The sequence below is a fragment of the Leclercia sp. EC_58 genome (assembly GCF_019584355.1).
Lineage (GTDB): Bacteria > Pseudomonadota > Gammaproteobacteria > Enterobacterales > Enterobacteriaceae > Enterobacter.
This window is the reverse complement of the sequence record NZ_VDAM01000001.1, coordinates 4211910-4233439: the sequence shown is the minus strand read 5'-3', so window position 1 is coordinate 4233439 and position 21530 is coordinate 4211910. Positions and strand designations below refer to the sequence as shown.

Annotated in this window: 16 protein-coding genes; 12 read left to right on the top strand and 4 right to left on the bottom strand. The window is 56.2% G+C overall.

The window, feature by feature from the left end; genetic code table 11:
* Positions 1-18 precede the first annotated feature (18 nt).
* Positions 19-2865, top strand: a complete 2847-nt coding sequence (rcsC, locus tag FHC51_RS20645) for a two-component system sensor histidine kinase RcsC (RefSeq protein WP_114314399.1) — start codon at positions 19-21, stop codon at positions 2863-2865.
* A 108-nt stretch (positions 2866-2973) separates the two neighbouring features.
* Here the strand turns inward: rcsC and rcsB are convergent, their stop codons facing one another.
* Both rcsB and rcsD read right to left on the bottom strand, forming a co-directional pair.
* Positions 2974-3624: a response regulator transcription factor RcsB gene (rcsB, locus tag FHC51_RS20640; protein WP_032612710.1), complete on the bottom strand. Its 651-nt coding sequence runs from the start codon at positions 3622-3624 to the stop codon at positions 2974-2976.
* Between the two features lie 16 nt (positions 3625-3640).
* A complete protein-coding gene (rcsD, locus tag FHC51_RS20635) occupies positions 3641-6313 on the bottom strand; it encodes a phosphotransferase RcsD (RefSeq protein WP_220436488.1) in 2673 nt (890 codons plus the stop codon).
* Between the two features lie 739 nt (positions 6314-7052).
* Here rcsD and FHC51_RS20630 point away from each other — a divergent pair.
* From FHC51_RS20630 to mgtE, 6 genes are all read left to right on the top strand, one after another.
* Positions 7053-8159, top strand: a complete 1107-nt coding sequence (locus tag FHC51_RS20630) for a porin OmpC (RefSeq protein ID WP_103825112.1) — start codon at positions 7053-7055, stop codon at positions 8157-8159.
* 120 nt (positions 8160-8279) lie between these two features.
* On the top strand, positions 8280-9335 hold the full coding sequence (gene apbE, locus FHC51_RS20625; RefSeq protein ID WP_220436487.1) for an FAD:protein FMN transferase ApbE: 1056 nt from the start codon (positions 8280-8282) through the stop codon (positions 9333-9335).
* A gap of 72 nt (positions 9336-9407) precedes the next feature.
* A complete protein-coding gene (gene ada, locus FHC51_RS20620; RefSeq protein ID WP_220436486.1) occupies positions 9408-10472 on the top strand; it encodes a bifunctional DNA-binding transcriptional regulator/O6-methylguanine-DNA methyltransferase Ada in 1065 nt (354 codons plus the stop codon).
* Complete coding sequence (gene alkB, locus FHC51_RS20615; protein ID WP_220436485.1) at positions 10472-11122, top strand: DNA oxidative demethylase AlkB; 651 nt, start codon at positions 10472-10474, stop codon at positions 11120-11122. Before ada ends, alkB begins: the two co-directional genes overlap by 1 nt.
* Before the next feature lie 76 nt (positions 11123-11198).
* The gene (locus FHC51_RS20610) at positions 11199-12842 is read left to right on the top strand and encodes a multidrug ABC transporter permease/ATP-binding protein (protein ID WP_103825108.1); all 1644 of its coding nucleotides are present in this window, start codon (positions 11199-11201) and stop codon (positions 12840-12842) included.
* A gap of 155 nt (positions 12843-12997) precedes the next feature.
* On the top strand, positions 12998-14434 hold the full coding sequence (mgtE, locus tag FHC51_RS20605; protein WP_114386068.1) for a magnesium transporter: 1437 nt from the start codon (positions 12998-13000) through the stop codon (positions 14432-14434).
* On the opposite strand, the gene FHC51_RS20600 is transcribed toward mgtE, so the two are convergent.
* The gene (locus FHC51_RS20600; protein WP_255584939.1) at positions 14397-15626 is read right to left on the bottom strand and encodes a SulP family inorganic anion transporter; all 1230 of its coding nucleotides are present in this window, start codon (positions 15624-15626) and stop codon (positions 14397-14399) included. The genes mgtE and FHC51_RS20600 overlap by 38 nt on opposite strands.
* Positions 15627-15884: 258 nt before the next feature.
* Here FHC51_RS20600 and mqo point away from each other — a divergent pair, with 258 nt between their 5' ends.
* A complete protein-coding gene (gene mqo, locus FHC51_RS20595) occupies positions 15885-17534 on the top strand; it encodes a malate dehydrogenase (quinone) (protein WP_220436483.1) in 1650 nt (549 codons plus the stop codon).
* A 36-nt stretch (positions 17535-17570) separates the two neighbouring features.
* Here the strand turns inward: mqo and eco are convergent, their stop codons facing one another.
* Positions 17571-18062 (bottom strand): serine protease inhibitor ecotin, encoded by a 492-nt coding sequence (gene eco / locus FHC51_RS20590; RefSeq protein WP_220436482.1) that lies wholly within the window; start codon positions 18060-18062, stop codon positions 17571-17573.
* A gap of 195 nt (positions 18063-18257) precedes the next feature.
* Here eco and FHC51_RS20585 point away from each other — a divergent pair, with 195 nt between their 5' ends.
* From FHC51_RS20585 to FHC51_RS20570, 4 genes are all read left to right on the top strand, one after another.
* The gene (locus FHC51_RS20585; RefSeq protein WP_039031021.1) at positions 18258-18518 is read left to right on the top strand and encodes a DUF2534 family protein; all 261 of its coding nucleotides are present in this window, start codon (positions 18258-18260) and stop codon (positions 18516-18518) included.
* Between the two features lie 81 nt (positions 18519-18599).
* On the top strand, positions 18600-19784 hold the full coding sequence (locus tag FHC51_RS20580) for an MFS transporter (RefSeq protein WP_220436481.1): 1185 nt from the start codon (positions 18600-18602) through the stop codon (positions 19782-19784).
* A gap of 91 nt (positions 19785-19875) precedes the next feature.
* Positions 19876-21279 (top strand): DUF1996 domain-containing protein, encoded by a 1404-nt coding sequence (locus FHC51_RS20575; protein WP_220436480.1) that lies wholly within the window; start codon positions 19876-19878, stop codon positions 21277-21279.
* A gap of 104 nt (positions 21280-21383) precedes the next feature.
* Positions 21384-21530 (top strand): IS1 family transposase (locus FHC51_RS20570; protein ID WP_032305469.1); only part of this gene is annotated, 147 nt, incomplete at its 3' end.

Below are 21530 nucleotides of genomic sequence, written 5' to 3'. Positions count from 1 at the left end.
CGGCGGAGCCTCGCCCCCTTGAAATACCTCGTCTCCTTTCGAACCACGCTGAAAGTTTCTCGCTATCTTTTTCGGGCGCTGGCGCTCCTGATTTGGGTGCTTATCGCGCTATTTTCGGTGTTTTACATCGTCAATGCGCTGCACCAGAAGGAGGCGGAGATCCGTCAGGAGTTTAGCCTCAGCTTCGATCAGTCCCAGCGCTATATTCAGCGCACCGCGGACGTCATGAAGGAGCTCAAGTATATCGCCGAAAACCGTCTGACGGCGGAGAATGGTGTGCTGGCTATCCGCGGGCGCGACAGTAAGGCGGATGTCCCCAACTTTGAACCGCTTTTCCCCGACTCTGACTGCTCGGCGATGGGCTCAGCGTGGCGGGGATCGCTGGAGTCGCTGGCCTGGTTTATGCGCTACTGGCGCGATAACTTCTCGGCAGCCTATGACCTGAACCGCGTTTTCCTGATTGGCAGCGAAAATCTCTGTATGGCCGATTTTGGCCTGCGCGATGTGCCGGTGGACCGCGACAGCGCACTGAAAAGCCTGCACGAGCGGATCATCAAATACCGTAACGCGCCGCAGGATGAGCGCGGTAATAATCTGTTCTGGATAAGCCAGGGTCCGCGTTCAGGAGTAGGCTACTTCTATGCCCTGACGCCGGTTTATCTGGGCAACCGTCTGCAGGCGATGCTCGGTATTGAGCAGACTATCCGCATGGAGAACTTTTTCACCCCAGGGAATCTGCCGATGGGCGTGACCATTCTCGATGAAAACGGTCACTCTCTCATTTCACTGGCCGGGCCGGAATCGCGGCTGAAGGTTGATCCTCGCTGGATGCAGGAGCGCTCATGGTTTGGCTACAGCGCCGGTTTTCGTGACCTGGTGTTGAAAAAAAGCCTGCCGCCTTCGTCGCTGAGCATTGTTTACTCCGTACCAGTGGATATGGTGCTGGAGCGTATTCGGATACTGATCCTCAACTCGGTACTGCTGAACGTGCTGGTGGGGATTGCGCTGTTTACCCTCGCGCGGATGTACGAGCGTAAAATCTTTATTCCGGCGGAGAACGATGCCCAGCGTCTTGAAGAGCATGAGCAGTTTAACCGCAAGATTGTTGCCTCTGCGCCGGTGGGGATCTGTATTTTACGCACCCTTGACGGGACCAACATCCTCAGTAACGAGCTGGCGCATAACTATCTCAATATGCTCACCCATGAGGACCGACAGCGGCTGACGCAAATTATCTGCGGGCAGCAGGTCAACTTCGTCGATGTCCTGACCAGTAACAACACCAACCTGCAGATAAGCTTTGTCCATTCGCGCTATCGCAATGAGAACGTTGCCATCTGCGTGCTGGTGGATGTCTCCGCGCGCGTCAAAATGGAAGAGTCGTTGCAGGACATGGCCCAGTCCGCCGAACAGGCCAGCCAGTCGAAATCGATGTTCCTTGCCACCGTCAGTCACGAACTGCGTACGCCGCTCTACGGAATTATCGGTAACCTCGATCTGCTGCAGACCAAAGAGCTGCCGCGCGGCGTTGACCGTCTGGTGACGGCGATGAACAACTCCTCCAGCCTGCTGCTGAAAATCATCAGCGACATTCTCGATTTCTCTAAAATCGAGTCCGAGCAGCTGAAAATTGAACCGCGCGAATTCTCGCCGCGCGAGGTGATGAACCATATCAGCGCCAACTACCTGCCGCTGGTGGTGCGTAAGCAGCTGGGGCTGTACTGCTTTATTGAGCCGGACGTGCCGCTAACGCTGCAGGGCGATCCGATGCGCCTGCAGCAGGTGATCTCCAACCTGCTCAGCAACGCCATTAAGTTTACTGACATGGGCTGCATTGTGATGCATGTCGCCAAAGCAGGGGACTACCTGAGCATTCGCGTGCGCGACACCGGGGTGGGAATTCCGGCCAAAGAGGTAGTCAAACTCTTCGACCCGTTCTTCCAGGTGGGAACGGGGGTTCAGCGCAACTTCCAGGGCACCGGGCTGGGGCTGGCGATCTGTGAAAAACTGATCAGCATGATGGACGGCGACATCTCGGTGGATACCGAACCGGGCATGGGCAGTCAGTTTACTATCCGTATTCCACTTTATGCGGCGCAGTCACCGGCTAACATGCTGATAGAGGGATTAAGCGATAAACGCTGCTGGCTGGCGGTCAATAATGCCTCGCTGTATGCCTACCTGGAATCCCTGCTGACCTCGTACGGCATCCGGGTGGCGCGCTACGCCGGACAAACCCCGGACGCGGAAGATATGCTTCTCACCGACGATGAGCTGACGAAGCCGTGGCAGGGTAAAGCGGCGGTGATCTTCTGTCGGCGCCATATCGGTATCGCCCTGGAGCGTGCGCACGGTGAGTGGGTGAACAGCGTGGCCTCGCCGCACGAGCTGATTACGCTGCTGGCGCGTATCTATCGTGTGGAAATGGACAGCGCGGACGGGACAACGTCGCTGCCGTCGCCGGAATCCGAGCAGTCATTGAATGAGGACATGATGATCCTCGTGGTGGACGACCATCCGATTAACCGCCGCCTGCTAGCCGATCAGCTCGGCTCGCTGGGCTATCAGTGTAAAACGGCGAATGACGGCGTGGATGCCCTCAATGTGTTGAGCAAAAACCATATCGACATTGTCCTGAGTGATGTGAACATGCCGAATATGGATGGCTATCGCCTGACTCAGCGCATCCGTCAGCTCGGTCTGACGCTGCCGGTGGTGGGTGTCACCGCTAACGCGCTGGCAGAGGAGAAGCAGCGTTGTCTGGAATCGGGGATGGATAGCTGTCTTTCCAAGCCGGTAACGCTGGATGTCCTGAAACAGACGCTGTCGGTATATGCGGAGCGGGTGAGGAGAGCGCGGGGATAAAAAAAAGCCCAGAAATGGGCTTTTTTATTGCCCGGCGGCGCTTCGCTTGCGCGGGCCTACGGGCATTGTAGGCCGGGTAAGCGAAGCGCCACCCGGCATTTCACGGAATTACTCTTTATCCGCCGGACTCAGGGTCACGGAGGAGAGGTAGTTCAGCAGGGCGATGTCGTTCTCCACGCCCAGCTTCATCATCGCCGATTTTTTCTGGCTACTGATGGTCTTGATGCTGCGGTTCAGCTTCTTGGCAATTTCGGTGACCAGGAAACCTTCGGCAAACAGACGCAGGACTTCGCTCTCTTTTGGCGACAGGCGTTTGTCGCCGTAACCGCCAGCGCTGATTTTTTCCAGCAGGCGAGAGACGCTTTCCGGCGTGAATTTTTTCCCTTTCTGCAGCGCGGCCAGCGCTTTCGGCAGATCGGTCGGCGCGCCCTGTTTCAGGACGATGCCTTCGATATCGAGATCCAGAACCGCGCTCAAAATCGCCGGGTTATTGTTCATGGTCAGCACGATAATCGAAATGCTTGGGAAATGGCGCTTGATGTATTTGATCAGCGTAATCCCGTCACCGTACTTATCTCCAGGCATGGAAAGGTCGGTGATAAGCACGTGCGCATCAAGCTTTGGCAGGTTATTAATCAGTGCTGTGGAATCTTCAAATTCACCGACTACATTCACCCACTCGATCTGTTCAAGTGATTTGCGAATACCGAACAGTACAATCGGATGGTCATCGGCAATAATTACGTTCATATTGTTCATGTATAGGGCTACCTTGCTACAGCAAGCTTTTGACGTAGGCGTCAATGTCGCTGATGTATTTTTCTATGCTGGCGGCATCTTTCTCACGAATAAGATGTTCCAGCGTTTCACATAATTGCTTGCCTGGAACCAGATTAAGCATGGCAAACACCCCTTTGAGCCGGTGTGCTGTCTGAGCCAGCGCCGCGAAGTCGTTCACGGCCGATTCAGTATACAACCTCTTAACATCATCTGGAACTGTGTCTACAAAGAGCGAATAATATCCGCTGGCATGAAGTTCAGCATTTTCATTGCCACCCAGTGGGGATTCCGGGATCGTTTCCTGCGCCAGTTGCTCTTCTATTAGTTGTAGTACAGCTTCCTGCATAGCATTGCTCATATTAAAGTTGACGCGCACCTGGCCGGGGCCAATTTTCCGCACGCCTGGCTCATCATCGCTTAAAAGCAAGCCCGAGGCAGTAAGATTAGACGGATTATCTGTTAAAAAGAGATCATATTCTTGACTTGCCAGCCGTTCGTCAGGGGATATACAGGTTGCACCCCAGTTTTCCAGCTGACGAACCACAATATTGCGGATCTCGTTTGAGGTCACGTCCACCATTATTACCACATCATCCAGCAGGCGTTCATCCTCCTCCGCGTCCTGCGGGCTTGCCGCCATTTTGACGTGCAGAGAGTAGCGGGTGCCCAGCGATTCACGCGCTTTGATATTCAGATGGCCGCCAAGCTTACGCGCCAGCTGATCGCAGAGCCAGAAGGTGAGGGCATTGGCTTTGCCATAGTTGTCACCCTGAGTCTCGTTAAGGAACGGGAAGTGCAGATTATCAATTTCGCTGGCGGTAACCCCTTCGCCGGTATCCAGAATGCGGAAGGTGAGACGGTCTTCAGCCGATTCATCGCTGCTCACTTCAAGGGTAATTTTGCCGATCTGGGTGGTGGTGACTGCGTACTGGATCAGCATCAACAGAATGCGGCGCAGGGCGTCACGGTCGCCATGACGCTCATCGTTCGCGCGCAGCGGGTTGTTAATCAGCAGCTGCAGCCCTTTACGCTTGATGACCGGCAGCACTTCCGGCACCACTTCATCAATCAGATCCTGAATGGAAAACAGCGAGGCCGTGCTCTTCCAGGTGTCATTTTCCAGCATGTTGGCAAGCTGGATCTCATCCACCAGCCGTACCAGCGTATCGGCATGAGCGGAAAGCTGCATGCTTTCCGGGGTGGATAAATGGGCGGCTTCGCTGGCAAGCGCCTTCAGCGGCAGCTTGAACGCTTCGCCGATATTTTGCATAAACGCCGCGCGGCCCTGCTGGTTTTTCTCATACAGCCTTTGCGCCTGCTTGAGCTTTTTATTGACCAGCACCTCGCGATCCTGATCGCGAATAATGAAAATCTGCGTGCGCGATGCCACCTGGCTGCGGAACTGGCGGATCTCATACAGCTCATTATTAATCGTGGCCTGAATCACCCCCTGGTGCTGATCCGCCATGCTGGTGATGTTTTGCAGATTCAGGTGGGGCAGCAGGTGGTCGGCAATTTTGTTGCTGATCACCGTACGGTTAGCCTCCTGGTCGTGGACCAGCAGGCCGAGCGGCAGCACAGAGACAATCTCTTCATTCAGCGCGCGCAGGACACGCAGCTCGTTGTTGGTACCGGCTGCCACAGGAACATCGCTCTGGCGACCTGGCTGCGAACGGAAGGTACTGTAACCGTACAGCGCCAGCGCCAGCAGACCAATATTAAGCAGCAGGGGCAACAGGATGTTTTGCAGCGTATCCAGCAGCAGCGTACCGAAAGGCACCTGCCAGACCAGACGCATGCCGGTGGTGTTCAGGGTGGAAGCAATTTCGATTTTCGAACCATTAAAGGTGATAGAGACGCTGTCAGGGCTCTCTTTATCCGTCGGCGTGCGCAGGTTTTGCGCTCCGTTGTCCTGCTCCAGGCGGAAGCTTTCCAGCGGCATATCCGGCGGGATCAGATCGTTGATGGGCAGATCAAAGGCCACCACCGTGGCCAGATGCCCTGGCTGGTTGAACGTCGTACGCAGGGTAAAGTAGTGGCCATTTTGCCAGGCCAGTCGGCGCAGGGAGGAGAAACTTTCGCGCTCATCCAGGGCGTTAGCCTGCTGCAGCATCTCCGCGCGACGGGAATCGACAATATTACCCACCGTAGACTCTTTGAACCCGGAGGAGAGATCTTTAAGTGGCAGGGTGGAGATCAGGATCATGCTGTTGTCCTGACCGTTGAGATAGTACATCGACCAGGGAACGGTCTCCGCGCCCCACAGCGTATCCAGATAGGTCGACATGCGCTGGGTCATCTCCAGCGTAGCGCTGTCGTGGGAACCAAAAATCAGGGCTTCGGTTTTGCGTCGCGTTTTCTCAAGATAGTAAACGTCCTGCTTCAGGCGCGTCTCCTGCAAACCTTCAGCAGAGGAAGTGGTAGGGGTTGCCGCGATATTGTCGTAAATCTGCCAGGTGGCGTAGCGCCAGGTATCGATGCGCTTATGCAGCGCGTGGCTGATATCGACAATCTGATAGCTGCGGTCTTTGAGCAAGGTGTTCACGGCGCTTTGCACCATTACGCCCATGGTCACTAACAGCACAACGATCAATAGAAGAAAGAAACGAGTAATGCTGCCCGGAAGCAGGGAGAACTTGTTCGCGGCTGTGGTTTCAGACTGACTCATTGATGTGTTTAACCCGTTATGGCTGCGCTTCAGGCGAGTAGGGCAGTATAAAGCGTAATAATCGAATTTCCAGCCTCACGCCACGGGTGAGGCTGACTTTTTCACGTCGTTGCAGGACGAAAAAGGATTGTCTTAAATCTGTACGCCCAGGTGAAAATTGTACAAATAACTCACAATAGTTGGAAAAAATAGCACGAATAAACAAGAAATTAAATTCAAGACGCAATTTATGAGCCTAAAAATAGCAAGCGAAGATTTAATTAATAGTCGTTATAGTTACAGGTGGGTAGCACAAATTATATAAAATTGCGTAAAGATGAGTAAAAAAAAACCGAATGCATTGCATTCGGTTCAATTCTGGATAAACAGACATTCAAATTTGAATGACGGTAATAAATAAAGTTAATGATGATAGCGAGAGATATTTTAGTAGCCGCTGCGGTTTTTGTTTTGTCAATCAGTGCTATAATTTATTTTTGTGTAAATTATTGATATATATGATAAATTTTTAAACTTTGATTTTTAGTGCGCTATTTTTTAACTAAATGTGCGGACAAAAAGTTCCCTGAAATTTACAATTTGAAACATCTATACGGCAATATGAAACATCTTAAAAGTTTTCGTATCATATTCTTATTGGATTATTCTGTATTTTTGAGGAGAATGAACTTGCCGACTGGTTAAGAGGGTTAATCAGTAAGCAGTGGTAATAAAAGACATATAACAGAGGGTTAAAATAATGAAAGTTAAAGTACTGTCCCTCCTGGTGCCAGCACTGCTGGTAGCAGGCGCAGCGAATGCGGCTGAAATTTATAACAAAGACGGCAACAAATTAGATCTCTACGGTAAAGTAGACGGTCTGCACTATTTCTCTGATGACGACGGCGCTGATGGCGATCAGACTTACATGCGTCTCGGCTTCAAAGGCGAAACTCAGGTTAACGATCAGATCACTGGTTACGGTCAGTGGGAATACCAGATTCAGGGCAACACCACCGAGAGCGACAACCAGTCCTGGACGCGTGTGGCCTTCGCAGGTCTGAAGTTCGCTGAAGCAGGTTCTTTCGACTACGGTCGTAACTACGGCGTAATCTACGACGTCACCTCCTGGACCGACGTTCTGCCAGAATTCGGCGGCGACACCTACGGTTCCGACAACTTCCTGCAATCCCGTGCTAACGGCGTTGCAACCTACCGTAACCAGGACTTCTTCGGTCTGGTTGACGGCCTGAACTTTGCTCTGCAGTACCAGGGTAAAAACGGCAGCGTCAGCGGCGAAAACGACACCGGCCGTAGCCTGCTGAAACAGAACGGCGACGGCTTCGGCGGCTCTCTGACTTACGATCTGGGCGAAGGCTTCAGCGTAGGTGCGGCAGCAGCCTCTTCTAAACGTACCGCAGACCAGAACGCTGCAGGCGTTTACGGCGACGGCGACCGTGCTGAAGTGTACAGCGGCGGCCTGAAATATGACGCGAACAACCTGTACCTGGCAGCGCAGTACTCCCAGACCTACAACGCCACCCGTTTCGGCAACTCTCAGAACGGCAGCGACATTTACGGCTTCGCTAACAAAGCACAGAACTTCGAAGTGGTTGCACAGTACCAGTTCGACTTCGGTCTGCGTCCATCCGTGGCTTACCTGCAGTCTAAAGGTAAGGACATTGATAACTACGGCGACCAGGATCTGCTGAAATATGTTGATGTTGGCACGACTTACTACTTCAACAAAAACATGTCCACCTACGTGGATTACAAAATTAACCTGCTGGATAATAACTCCTTCACCCGTCAGGCTGGCATCAGCACCGATGACATCGTAGCACTGGGTCTGGTTTACCAGTTCTAAGTCTTACGTACTATTGCGAAAGGGGCCAAAGGGCCCCTTTTTTTTGTTTTACCATCAGGCCCTTACAAAGCCTGTTTTTTGGTGTACTCTTGCCGGTCTCAGGCTTGAGGATAATAACGAATGGAAATTACTTTTTTGCGTGTCGGCTTGCTGGCGACGCTGTTTATGCTGGCTGCGTGTGACGCACCTGCTCCCTCTGCAAAGAGCGAAACCGCCGCCGCGACGGTGCTGGAAGGGAAAACGATGGGTACCTTCTGGCGCGTCAGCGCCATCGATCTCTCCGCTGCCCGGGCTGAAGAGCTGCGCGGGAAGATCCAGGCTCAGCTGGACGGCGATGACCAGTTAATGTCCACTTATAAAAACGACTCCGCGCTGATGCGCTTTAATCAGTCGAAGAGTACCTCGCCCTGGCCGGTGAGCGAAGCGATGGCTGACATTGTCACCGAATCGCTGCGGGTGGGCTACAAAACGAACGGCGCGATGGACATTACCGTCGGCCCGCTGGTTAACCTGTGGGGCTTTGGCCCGAACAAGCAGCCGGTGAAAACCCCTGACCAGACGCAGATTGACGATGCCCGGGCGCAAACGGGCCTCCAGCATCTGACGGTGATAAATCAGTCCGGCAAGCAATACCTCGAAAAGGATATCCCCGATCTGTTTGTCGATCTCTCGACGGTCGGGGAGGGCTATGCCGCCGATCACCTGGCCCGGCTGATGGCTGAAGAGGGGATCCCGCGCTACCTGGTGTCGGTGGGCGGGGCGCTGGTCAGCCGGGGCATGAACGCCAGCGATAAACCCTGGCGCGTGGCGATCCAGAAGCCGACCGATGAGCAAAACGCCGTACAGGCCATTGTCGATATCAACGGTCACGGCATCAGTACCTCTGGCAGCTACCGCAACTATTATGAGCTGGACGGCAAGCGCATCTCCCATGTGATCGATCCCCAGACCGGTCGCCCGATTACGCACAATCTGGTGTCGGTAACGGTGATTGCCCCTACGGCACTGGAAGCCGACGCCTGGGATACGGGCCTGATGGTGCTGGGGACGGAAAAAGCCAAAGAGGTTGTGCGTCAGCAAGGGCTGGCTGTCTATATGATCACCCGCGAAGGGGAGGGCTTCAAAACCTGGATGTCCCCGCAGTTTGCCAGTTTCCTCGTTAACGGGAAGAATTAAAAAGCAAGGTTGCGGGTTTTTGTCGGCTGGCGCTCAGGCAGGCTATGAGTATGCTTACAGAAGGAGCCGATCATGAAAAAGCCGAACCTGAATAATGATGATGAACGCTGGCTGGCGGTGCTGGCCCGCGATCGCCATGCCGATGGTCAGTTTGTGTTTGCCGTGCAGACCACCGGCATCTTCTGCCGCCCCTCCTGCCGGGCGCGCCATGCTCTGCGTGAGAATGTCCGCTTTTATCCTGATGCCCGCCAGGCGGCGCAGGCGGGTTTTCGTCCCTGCAAACGCTGCCGCCCGGATCAACCGGATCCGCAGGCGCAGCGCGTCGCCACCATCGAAAAAGCCTGCCGGTTGCTGGAGCAGGAGCAACCTTTGACCCTTGAGCAGCTGGCGCAGCAGGTGGCGATGAGCCCGTATCATCTTCATCGTCTGTTCAAAACCGCCACCGGGATGACCCCTAAAGCCTGGCAGCAGGCGGCGCGGGCGAAACGGCTGCGTCATGCCCTTGCGCAGGGAGATAAAATTACCGACTCCGTGCTGGCGGCCGGTTTCCCCGACAGCAGCAGCTACTATCGCAACGCCGATGCCACGCTGGGGATGACCGCGAAGCAGTACCGCAGCGGCGGGGAAGAGACCACCGTGCGCTACGCCCTGAGCGACTGTACGCTGGGGCGTTGCCTGGTGGCGGAAAGCGCGCGGGGGATCTGCGCTATTTTACCCGGCGATGACGACAGCACGCTGGTTGCCGAGCTGGCGACCCTTTTTCCGCACGCCCGGCGGGAACAGGCAGATGCCGCCTTTGCCGCCCGCGTCGCCCGGGTGATCGCCAGCGTGGATAACCACGCCGTGGCGCTCGCCCTGCCGCTGGATATTCGCGGCACCGCCTTTCAGCGTCAGGTCTGGCAGGCCTTGCGCGCCATTCCCGGCGGCGAAACGGCAAGCTATCAACAGGTGGCAAACGCCATTGGACATCCTGGCGCGGTGCGGGCAGTGGCCCGGGCCTGTGCTGCCAACAAACTGGCGGTTATCATCCCTTGTCATCGTGTGGTGCGAAGCGATGGCGGGATCTCGGGCTACCGCTGGGGTACGGCCCGCAAAGCGGCGCTGCTGCGTCGGGAAGCGAAAAAAGAGGAGGTGTGATGCTCGATCTCTTTGCAGATGAACAACCCTGGCAGGAGCCGCTTGCGCCCGGTGCGGTGATCCTGCGCCGCTTCGCCCGGGCTGGAGCGCCTGCATTAATACAGGCAATCGAACAGGTGGCTACCGTCTCGCCGTTCCGCCAGATGGTCACCCCCGGGGGCTACACCATGTCGGTGGCAATGACCAACTGTGGCGGGCTGGGCTGGACCACCAATCAGCGGGGCTATCTCTACTCCCCGGACGATCCTCTTACCGATACTCGCTGGCCCCCCATGCCGGAGGCGTTTGCCACCCTGTGCCACGATGCTGCCTGCGCGGCGGGCTATCCTGAGTTCCAGCCGGACGCCTGTCTCATCAACCGTTACGCGATTGGGGCTAAGCTCTCGCTGCATCAGGATAAAGATGAAGCGGACCTGCGGGCGCCGATTGTCTCGGTTTCCCTCGGCCTGCCGGCGGTATTCCAGTTCGGCGGATTACGGCGTAACGATCCGCTGCAACGCCTGCTGCTGGAGCACGGCGACGTGGTGGTCTGGGGCGGGCCATCACGACTGTTTTACCACGGCATTCAGTCCCTTAAGCCTGGTACGCATCCTCTTACCGGCGATTATCGCTACAACCTGACCTTCCGCCAGGCGGCGTACAGCGAATAAAAATAAGAATTATTCTTGATGTAAACGGCGAGCAGTTTACACTGCTGGCTGTTTTTTCTTGTCTGGATTGCTCTGCATGGAACTCCTGTTACTGGTCTGGCGCCAATATCGCTGGCCGTTTATCGCGGTGATGGCATTAAGCCTGCTCAGCGCCGCGCTGGGTATTGGGCTGATCGCCTTTATCAACCTGCGTTTGATTGAAACTGTTGATACCACCCTGATGGTGCTGCCGGAATTTCTCGGTCTGCTGGTCCTGCTGATGGCCGTCACGCTCGGCTCGCAGCTGGCGCTCACGACGCTCGGTCACCACTTTGTCTACCGCCTGCGCAGCGAGTTCATCAAGCGGATTCTGGATACCCAGGTTGAACGCGTCGAGCAGCTGGGCAGCGCCTCGCTGCTGGCCGGGCTGACCAGCGATGTGCGCTCAATCACCATCGCCTTTGTGCGTCTGCCGGAGCTGGTGCAGGGGATTATCCTGACCGTTGGATCGGCGGCCTATCTGGCCTGGCTCTCCACCAAAATGCTGGCCATCACCGCCCTGTGGATTGCGATCACCATCTGGGGCGGCTACCTGTTGGTGTCGCGGGTCTACAAACACATGGCGGTGCTGCGCGAAACCGAAGATAAGCTCTATAACGACTATCAGACGGTGCTGGAAGGGCGCAAAGAGCTGACCCTGAACCGCGAGCGTGCCGAGCATATCTTTAACAACCTCTATATTCCGGATGCCCGTGAGTATCGCCACCACATCGTGCGGGCCGATACCTTCCACCTGAGCGCGGTCAACTGGTCAAACATCATGATGCTGGGGGCGATTGGCCTGGTCTTCTGGATGGCGAACAGCCTCGGCTGGGCGGATACTAACGTCGCCGCCACCTACTCGCTGACCCTGCTGTTCCTGCGTACGCCGCTGCTTTCTGCCGTCGGGGCGCTGCCGACCCTGCTCAGCGCCCAGGTCGCCTTTAACAAGCTGCGTAAGTTTGCCCTCGCGCCGTACAAACCTGAATTCCCGCGTCCTGAGGCCTTCCCGAACTGGCAGACGCTGGAGCTGCGTAACGTCACCTTCCAGTACCAGGACAATGCATTTTCCGTCGGGCCGGTGAATTTAACCCTTAACCGCGGCGAGCTGCTGTTCCTGATTGGCGGTAACGGCAGCGGTAAATCGACGCTGGCGATGCTGCTGACCGGCCTGTATCAGCCCCAGTCAGGTGAGATCCTGCTGGACGGTAAACCGCTCAGTGCTGAAAAACCGGAGGATTACCGCAAGCTCTTCTCGGCGGTGTTTACCGACGTCTGGCTGTTCGATCAGCTGCTGGGGCCAGAAGGCAAGCAGGCCGATCCGGCGCTGGTGGAAAAATGGCTGGCGCATCTGCAAATGTCCCACAAGCTGGAGCTGCAGGATGGCAAAATCCTCAACCTCAAGCTGTCAAAAGGGCAGAAGAAGCGCGTGGCGCTGCTGCTGGCGCTGGCGGAAGAACGTGACATTATTCTGCTGGATGAGTGGGCTGCCGATCAGGACCCGCATTTCCGTCGCGAGTTTTACCAGGTCCTGTTGCCGCTGATGCAGCAGATGGGCAAAACCATCTTCGCCATCAGCCATGACGACCATTACTTTATCCATGCCGACCGTCTGCTTGAGATGCGCAGCGGCCAGCTGACGGAACTGACCGGCGCGGAGCGCGATGCCGCGTCGCGTGATGCGGTAGCCCGTACCGCCTGAGCGTAACTGTGCCGGGTGGCGGCTTCGCCTCACCCGGCCTGCAATCTTGTTTTCTCCGCCTGCTGCTTTTTTGACCTCTCCTCTCATCCGTTTATTAAAATTTACACAACCCCACGCTATGCTTAATGCCAACTTATTTAATGGATTGATATTTAATGTCTGTATTAAGCAAAAACAGCGCACGGCTGCGCGATGAAGAGCGTGCGCGCCTGATCTGGCTGATGACCACCGACAAAGCGCTCACTTCCACCCTGCTGGGTAAACTGACCCTGGCTGAGCAATATGATGTCGGGACGTTAGCCGACGATATTGCTGAGGTAGGGGCGCTGGTAGCCCATTTGCCGCCGCCGGATCTCGCCGACACCCTCGAAGCGCTGCCCTCGGAAGAGCGCCACGCTTTGTGGCGGCTGGTGGAGGATCACGAGCGCGGTCAGGTATTGCTCGAAGCCTCCGAAAACGTCTGGGACGATCTGATCGACGAGATGAGCGACCAGGCCATTCTCGACGCGGTACGCACCCTGGATATCGACGACCAGCTCTACATGGTCCAGCACCTGCCGCGTAACCTGACCGGACAGTTGCTGGCGTCGCTGCCGCCCCAGGACCGTGCCCGGGTCCAACAGGTGATGCACTATGAGCAGGACCGCGTCGGCGCAATCCTGGAGTTCAGCGTCATTACGGTGCGCCCTGACGTAACCCTGGGCGCGGTCCAGCGCTACCTGCGACGTCTGGGCAAAATGCCAAAGAACACCGATAAGCTGTTTGTGACCTCCCGGGATAAAACCCTGCTCGGCGAGCTTGATCTACAGACCATTCTGCTTAACAGCACCCAGACTCTCGTCAGCGAGGTGATGGAAACGCAGCCGATGCTCTTTTCCCCGGAAGATGACGCCGAAAAAGCCGCCCGCACCTTTGAACGTGACAACCTGCTCAGCGCGGGCGTAGTTGACCCGGAAGGCAAATTGTTGGGGCGCCTGACCATCGATGAGATCGTCGACGTGGTCTACAAAGAGACCGACAACGATATGCGCGCCCTCGGCGGGTTAAGTGCCGAAGAGGATGTCTATGCCCCGGTGAGCAAGGCGGTGAAAACCCGCTGGGCGTGGCTGGCGATCAACCTCTGCACCGCCTTCATCGCCTCACGTGTCATTGACGGATTTGAACACACCATCTCCCAGCTGGTGGCGCTGGCCTCGCTGATGCCTATCGTGGCGGGCATTGGCGGCAATACCGGTAATCAGACCATCACCATGATCGTGCGCGCCCTGGCGCTTCAGCATATTCAGCCGGGCAACTTTACCTTCCTGATCCTGCGTGAGCTCGGCGTGGCGCTGATTAATGGCCTGGTGTGGGGCGGCATCATGGGGGGTGTGACCTGGTGGCTGTACGGCGATATGGCGCTGGGTGGGGTAATGACTCTGGCGATGGTGCTGAACCTGCTGGTGGCGGCGACGATGGGCGTCCTCATCCCGATGATCATGACCCGCCTCGGGCGCGACCCCGCAGTGGGGTCGAGCGTGATGATCACCGCCATTACCGATACTGGCGGCTTCTTTATTTTTCTTGGGCTGGCGACGCTGTTTCTGCTGTAACGGCGTGTTTGCGTCGTAGGCGGGCAGGGAGGATCACCATCATGATAATCCCGCCTACCACACCAATTGCCAGGTTGCCGGTTGAAACGGTGGCCCCGACGGTCACCAGCATCACCAGCGTTTCCGCAACCGGCGCCCCTTTCACCGTGGCAGGGCGAATGCTCTGCCAGTTGAAGGTTTTAATGGCGACAATCGCCATGATCCCCGCCAGCACCGCCATCGGAATTTTCGCCATCACTTCGCTCAGGGCAGTGACCAGCACCAGCAGTACCAGCCCGGCGGCAAAGGTGGAGACGCGGCTGCGGCCTTTGCCCATTTCGACGTTAACGATGGTCTGACCGATCATCGCGCAACCGGCGATCCCGCCAAAGAAGCCCGCCATGATATTGGCCACGCCCAGTCCCATGCTTTCGCGGCGCTTGCTGGACGGGGTCGCCGTCAGCTCATCCACCAGCTTCGCGGTCAGGAGCGACTCCATCAGGCCGACAAAGGCGATACTCAGGGCGCAGGGCCAGATAATACTCAGGGTTTGCAGATTCAGCGGCACCAGCATCTGGGTGATCCCCGGCAGGCCGCCGCCAATTGATTCTTCATCCCCCACGGTCGGTAGCAGCTGGCCGCTGGTGACGGTATAGAGTGTCAGCACCACGATGGCAATCAACGGGGAGGGCACGCTTTTAATGTAGCGGGGCGCCCAGAGCACAATCAGCAGGGTGAGCACAAACAGGCCGACGATCAGCGGGCTTCTGCTCCAGAAATGCGGCACCTGGGCAAAGAAAATCAGGATCCCCAGGGCGTTAACAAACCCGGTCATCACTGCCTGGGGAATAAAACGCATCAGACGCGCCATTCCCAGCGCGCCGAACAGGATCTGGATCACGCCAGCCAGCAGCACCGCTGGCAGGATGTATTGCGCGCCATGCTGATGGACCATCGGCCCAATCACCAGCGCCACGGAGCCCGCGGCGGCCGTCACCATCGCCGGGCGACCGCCCATCACCGACAGCCCCAGGCAGAGGACCACCGAGGCAAACAGGCTCACCTTCGGATCAACCCCCGCGACGACAGAGAACGAGATCACTTCCGGAATCAAGGCCAGGGCGGTGATAACACCGGCAAGGGTTTCACGCATAAACAGCGATGGAGAGCGCAGGATAGAGAGCGCAGATGGAGAAGCGTGTACTGAAGACATAGTTTTTCGCAGGTCAGGAGAATGAGTGCAGCCCAGAGGCATCTGTGCGCGCGATCACAAAGCGCTGCATAGTAGCGGGAAATGGCGCACTTTTCCAGCACCGGATTAGCCATACCCCTACAAATGCAGCGACATTTATTATCATAATTACAATAATTATTTAACCTTTAAACAATATTTAATTATTGCTACCGTGGCGCCGCACTCGACTTCATCTGCATAAATAGCGAACAAACGCGTATTACGAAGGCATTAATTATGAAAAAAATGACTGCCCTGCTGCTGGCTGCGGCGGCAAGCCTTAGTGCTGTCTCCATGGCGGCGAAGGCTCAGGCATCGCAAGAGCAGGAAACGGACGTTCTGTTAATTGGTGGCGGGATCATGAGCGCCACGCTGGGAACCTATTTGCAGGAGCTTCAGCCGGACTGGTCCATGACCATGGTTGAACGCCTGGACGGCGTAGCGCAGGAGAGCTCTAACGGCTGGAACAACGCCGGAACCGGCCACTCTGCGTTAATGGAGCTGAACTACACCCCGCAGAAGAAAGATGGCTCTATCAGCATTGAGAAAGCGGTGGAGATCAACGAAGCGTTCCAGATCTCCCGTCAGTTCTGGTCTCACCAGGTGAACAGCGGTGTGCTGCACGATCCACACAGTTTCATTAACACTGTCCCGCACATGAGCTTTGTCTGGGGGGACGACAACGTAAACTTCCTGCGCGGACGTTATGCTGCTCTGCAGCAAAGCTCGCTGTTCCGCGGCATGAAGTACTCCGAAGATCACGCCCAGATCAAAGCGTGGGCGCCGCTGGTGATGGAAGGGCGCGACCCGAACCAGAAGGTTGCGGCCACCCGCACGGAAATCGGTACCGACGTTAACTACGGTGAAATCACCCGTCAGCTGGTGGGCTCTCTGCAGAAAAAAGAGAACTTCAACCTGTCGTTGAATACCGAAGTGCGCGGCTTTAAGCGTAACGCGGACAACTCCTGGAGCGTGACCGTCGCCGATCTGAAGCACAATGAAGAAGAGCACGTCATTAAGGCGAAGTTTGTCTTTATCGGTGCGGGCGGCGCGGCGCTGAAGCTGCTGCAAGAGACCGGTATTCCTGAAGCGGAGAATTACGCGGGCTTCCCGGTTGGCGGACAGTTCCTGGTGTCGGAAAATCCAGAAGTGGTGAATCGCCATCTGGCGAAGGTCTATGGTCAGGCGTCCGTGGGCGCACCACCGATGTCGGTACCGCACATCGACACTCGTGTTCTCGACGGTAAGCGCGTGGTGCTGTTCGGGCCGTTCGCCACCTTCTCAACCAAATTCCTGAAGAACGGTTCGCTGTGGGATCTACTCAGCTCCACCACCACTTCTAACGTGGGTCCGATGGTTGATGTTGGTCTGGATAACTTCGATCTGGTGAAATATCTGATTAGCCAGGTGATGCTCTCCGATGACGATCGTTTTGAGGCGCTGAAAGAGTATTATCCGGAAGCGAAGAAAGCGGACTGGCGTCTGTGGCAGGCGGGCCAGCGCGTGCAGATCATCAAGCGTGATGAGGAAAAAGGCGGCGTGCTGCGTCTGGGCACTGAAGTGGTCAGCGATAAAGAGGGCACTGTCGCCGCGCTGCTGGGAGCATCCCCGGGCGCCTCCACCGCGGCACCCATTATGCTGCACCTGATGGAAAAAGTGTTTAAAGACAAAGTCGCCAGCCCGGAGTGGCAGGCGAAGCTGAAGACCATTATTCCTTCATACGGTACGGCGCTGAACGGCAACGTTGAGGCCACCGAGCAGGAGTACACCAGCCGCGTGCTGCAGCTGAAGTATGAAAAACCGCAGGCACCGGATGCGGCGCCTCAGCCTGAGGCGCAGGCGACCTCCCAGCCGGAAAGCAAACCGGTTGCGGATATCGCACTCTGATATAAAAAAGCCGGGTGATTTACCCGGCTTTTTTTATTAACGCGTGACGGCGCTTTCTACCTTCTCGTCAGCCTGCCAGATACGGTATCTCACCTCGATATTCGCAGGCGTATAAACCACAATCGGCAGCTTGCTGTTGTAGCGCAGCAGGCTATGCTCGCCGAGATTCGCGGTCACAAATTTTGTTGTCTTTTTCCCGTCCGGACAGGCCATCATGGTGGAAACCGGCGAAGTGACCTTATCAAAGATGTAATAATCATATCCCCAGCCTTCCAGCGTCTTGCTGGTTAACTGACCGCCGAGGCGGTGCACGTTGCAGTCCACCTCCAGCGTCTGGCCGATCAGCAGTTCCACCTTGTAATTCGCTTCATCTTTTTGCGCGGGCAGGTCGATAACCTGGCGCTTCATCCCCTGTTCCGCCTGCGGGTAGGGGGCCGTTTTACTGAGCGGCTGGCCAGCAGGGGTGGCGTATGCGCTGGCGCAGGTCAGAGCCAGCAGAGTGATGAGACTTTTAGCGGCGTTTTTCACAGTGATTCCTTTTTATGTCAAACGGTGGCCATACACTACCATGAATGGTGTTTTTTACCTTAATTTTATTTCTACCTAGTTTATATAACTGGAAATCACCTTGTGATTTGGTTTTAAATTCTGAATTGGCCCAAGAGGGGCGATCGTGGTAGGGTGAGCTGCAATCATTGTTATCTATCTGTGAAGGAAACACGCATGGTACGTAATAAACTCAATACCCCGGCGGGGAAAAAATTTCTGCTGGCACTGCTGACGGTTTTTCTGATCGCGGTGATGGGGGTAGGCCGTGTGACTATCATTGGCGTGGTTGAGCAGTACAACATCCCGCTGACGGAGTGGACCACCAGCATGTATGTGCTGCAATCGGCGATGGTGCTGGTCTACAGCACGGTCTTTACCGTGCTGCTGGCTATCCCGCTGGGTATATTTTTCCTCGGCGGGAGCGATAAACACTGAGTCGCCAACGCGATGAATGCCTGTTTCACTCCTGTGCCGTTTCGGGTTAAATGATTTTTTCCCCGTTAACAGGAGTGGAGCATGGTCTCCCGGTTTTCCACGCTGAGCCGGATCCCAAAAGGGGTCTGGGTCGTTGGCGGCGTCAGCATGTTGATGGATATCTCCTCGGAGATCATCCATAGCTTATTACCGCTCTTTATGGTGACCACCCTGGGCGCCAGCGTTATCTTTATTGGCCTGATTGAAGGGCTGGCGGAAGCCACGGCGCTGATCATCAAAGTCTTCTCCGGCGCCATCAGCGACTATCTGGGGAAACGCAAAGGGCTGGCGCTGCTGGGCTACGGGCTGGGTGCGGCCAGCAAGCCACTGTTTGCGCTCGCCTCGTCGTCGGGGATGATCCTCGGGGCGCGCTTAATCGACCGGGTAGGGAAGGGGATCCGCGGTGCCCCCCGCGACGCGCTGGTGGCTGACGTTACGCCGCCGGAGCTGCGCGGGGCGGCATACGGGCTGCGTCAGTCGATGGATACTATTGGCGCCTTTCTCGGCCCACTGCTGGCGGTCGGCATGATGCTGCTATGGCACGATGATTTCCGCACCATCTTCTGGATCGCCGTCATCCCCGGCGTGCTTGCCGTCGTGCTGCTCTTTTTTGGCCTGCATGAACCTGCCTCTCCCGTCGTCCATAAACGGTCTAATCCGATTAAAAAAGAGAACCTGAAACGTCTCGGCGCCAGCTGCTGGTGGGTGATTGGCCTCGGCGCCGTCTTTACTCTCGCCCGTTTCAGTGAGGCATTTCTGGTGCTGCGTGCCCAGCAGGCGGACATTCCACTGGCGCTGATCCCGCTGGTGATGGTCGCCATGAATCTGCTTTACGCGTTTTCGGCCTATCCTTTTGGCAAACTCTCCGATGCCATGAGCCATACCCGTCTGCTGCAATGGGGGCTGGCGGTGTTGATCGCCGCCGATATCGTGCTGGCGCTGAGCACCCACTGGATGGGGATTATTGCCGGCGTGGCGCTGTGGGGCATCCATATGGGGATGACTCAGGGGCTGCTGACCGCGATGATTGCGAAGACGGCACCTCCCGACCTGCGGGGTACAGCGTTTGGCCTGTTCAGTATGGTAAGCGGCGTAGCGCTGCTGATTGCCAGCCTGGGGGCAGGCATCATCTGGGAAATGTGGGGGGCGGAATATACCTTTTATGCCGGGGCGATGATCTGTCTGCTGACGCTGGGGTATCTGCACAAACGCCCGGCGGCGTTGTAAAGCGCGTAAGAGTAGAAAAATATTGCGCAAATAATTCGAAGCGTTAGTGCCGTTTTGTTACCAATGTGGTCCTTTCTATCAGGAGATACTTATGAAAAGGACCGCACTTTATACCGCGATGGCGTCAGCACTGCTGCTGCCGTCACTTTATGCCCATGCAGGCCCGCAGGCACACGTCGTCTGCGCTTATAACCATACCCTGGGCGATGACGCCATAATGATGTTTGGCAAAACCAACCAGGCGATGTGGCACGACTTTTTCGGCAACACCCATACGGACGCCCATTCGACCTATCAATCACTGCGTAAGCAGTCAGAAACCACCTGCGATAACAAAGCCGACAGCTCAGCTTACTGGGCGCCGTCGCTGCGCCTGCCGGACGGGACGGTGGTTCAACCCGCCTACCAAAAGACCTATTACCAGGCGTCTAACGTCGAACAGTTCCCGCTCAGCCCGTTCCCGGCCGGGCTGGCGCTGCTGGCGGGCGATCACCACGGCACCAAGCCTAACTCCCGCATTACCTTCTTATGCGCTAATGGCAAAGGCTACAGCAATAAAGTCGGGGAAGTGTGTGGGCTGAGAAAAGCCAAAGATGCGGTGCAGTTTAATATCGGGATCCAGTTCCCTAACTGCTGGGATGGTATCCATCTGCAGCCGCACCATGGCATGGCGAATGCGACCTACGATGTGAAAGGGCAGTGCCCGTCCGGTTATCCGGTGAAAATCCCGACGGTAAATATGAACGTGGCCTATGTGCTGCACGGGATCACTTCCCTGGATACCGCGAAAGCCCAGCTGTCGCTCGATCCCACCATGAATGGCGATGTGCGTGAAGAACACTGGGGCAGCCTCTATACCGCCCACGCCGACTTTATGAATGGCTGGACTGAAGACGGCGCCCGCTTTATGACCGAGATGTGCATGAATCAGGGCATGGACTGCGGCACTAACGTCCCCTATGGCTATTCAAAGGCGCTGGCAAACGTCTGGGTGAGTAGCGAGACCCCAACCACCCCGGTACCTGGGGCGGAGACCCTGCTGGTTCAGGATAACTGGAAAAACGGCGGTCGCACCCGTAACAGCGAAACGATGAGTCTGGTTAAGTTTAAGATCCCTGCGCTGCCTGAGGGCCAGGATCCGTCCCTGTTCAAATACCGGGTGCGGATCTATGGTGGAAAAGTCGAGGCCAACGGCGCGGATCAGATCTTCTTCTATCCGGCAAGCAACGACTGGGATCCCGCCACCGTCACCTGGAAAAATCGTCCGGCCTGCAATTACTCGTCGGATGCGCTGCTGTATCTCAACAACAAGCGTGAATATCGCATGGTCGACGTTGATAAGGCGGTGCGCAAAGCGCTGGCGGCGGGCAAGACGGAAATCTCCTGGTACATTGGTGGCGACCGTCAGGGCAACCACTACCAGTTCAGCCCCGCCTCTTCTAAAGAGAGCCTAATACTGATGCTGACGGGGTATAAACACACCCCGGAGACATAAGGTAGAGTGGATTTACAACAGACAGAAGCCGGTTAGTTAACCGGCTTCTGGTAATGCTGCCAACTTACTGATTTAGTGTATGATGGTGATTTTAAGGTGCTTGCGTGGCTTCCATTTCCATCAGATGTCCTTCCTGCTCCGCTACTGAAGGCGTGGTGCGTAACGGCAAAAGCACTGCCGGACATCAGCGCTATCTCTGCTCTCATTGCCGTAAAACATGGCAACTACAGTTCACTTACACCGCCTCTCAG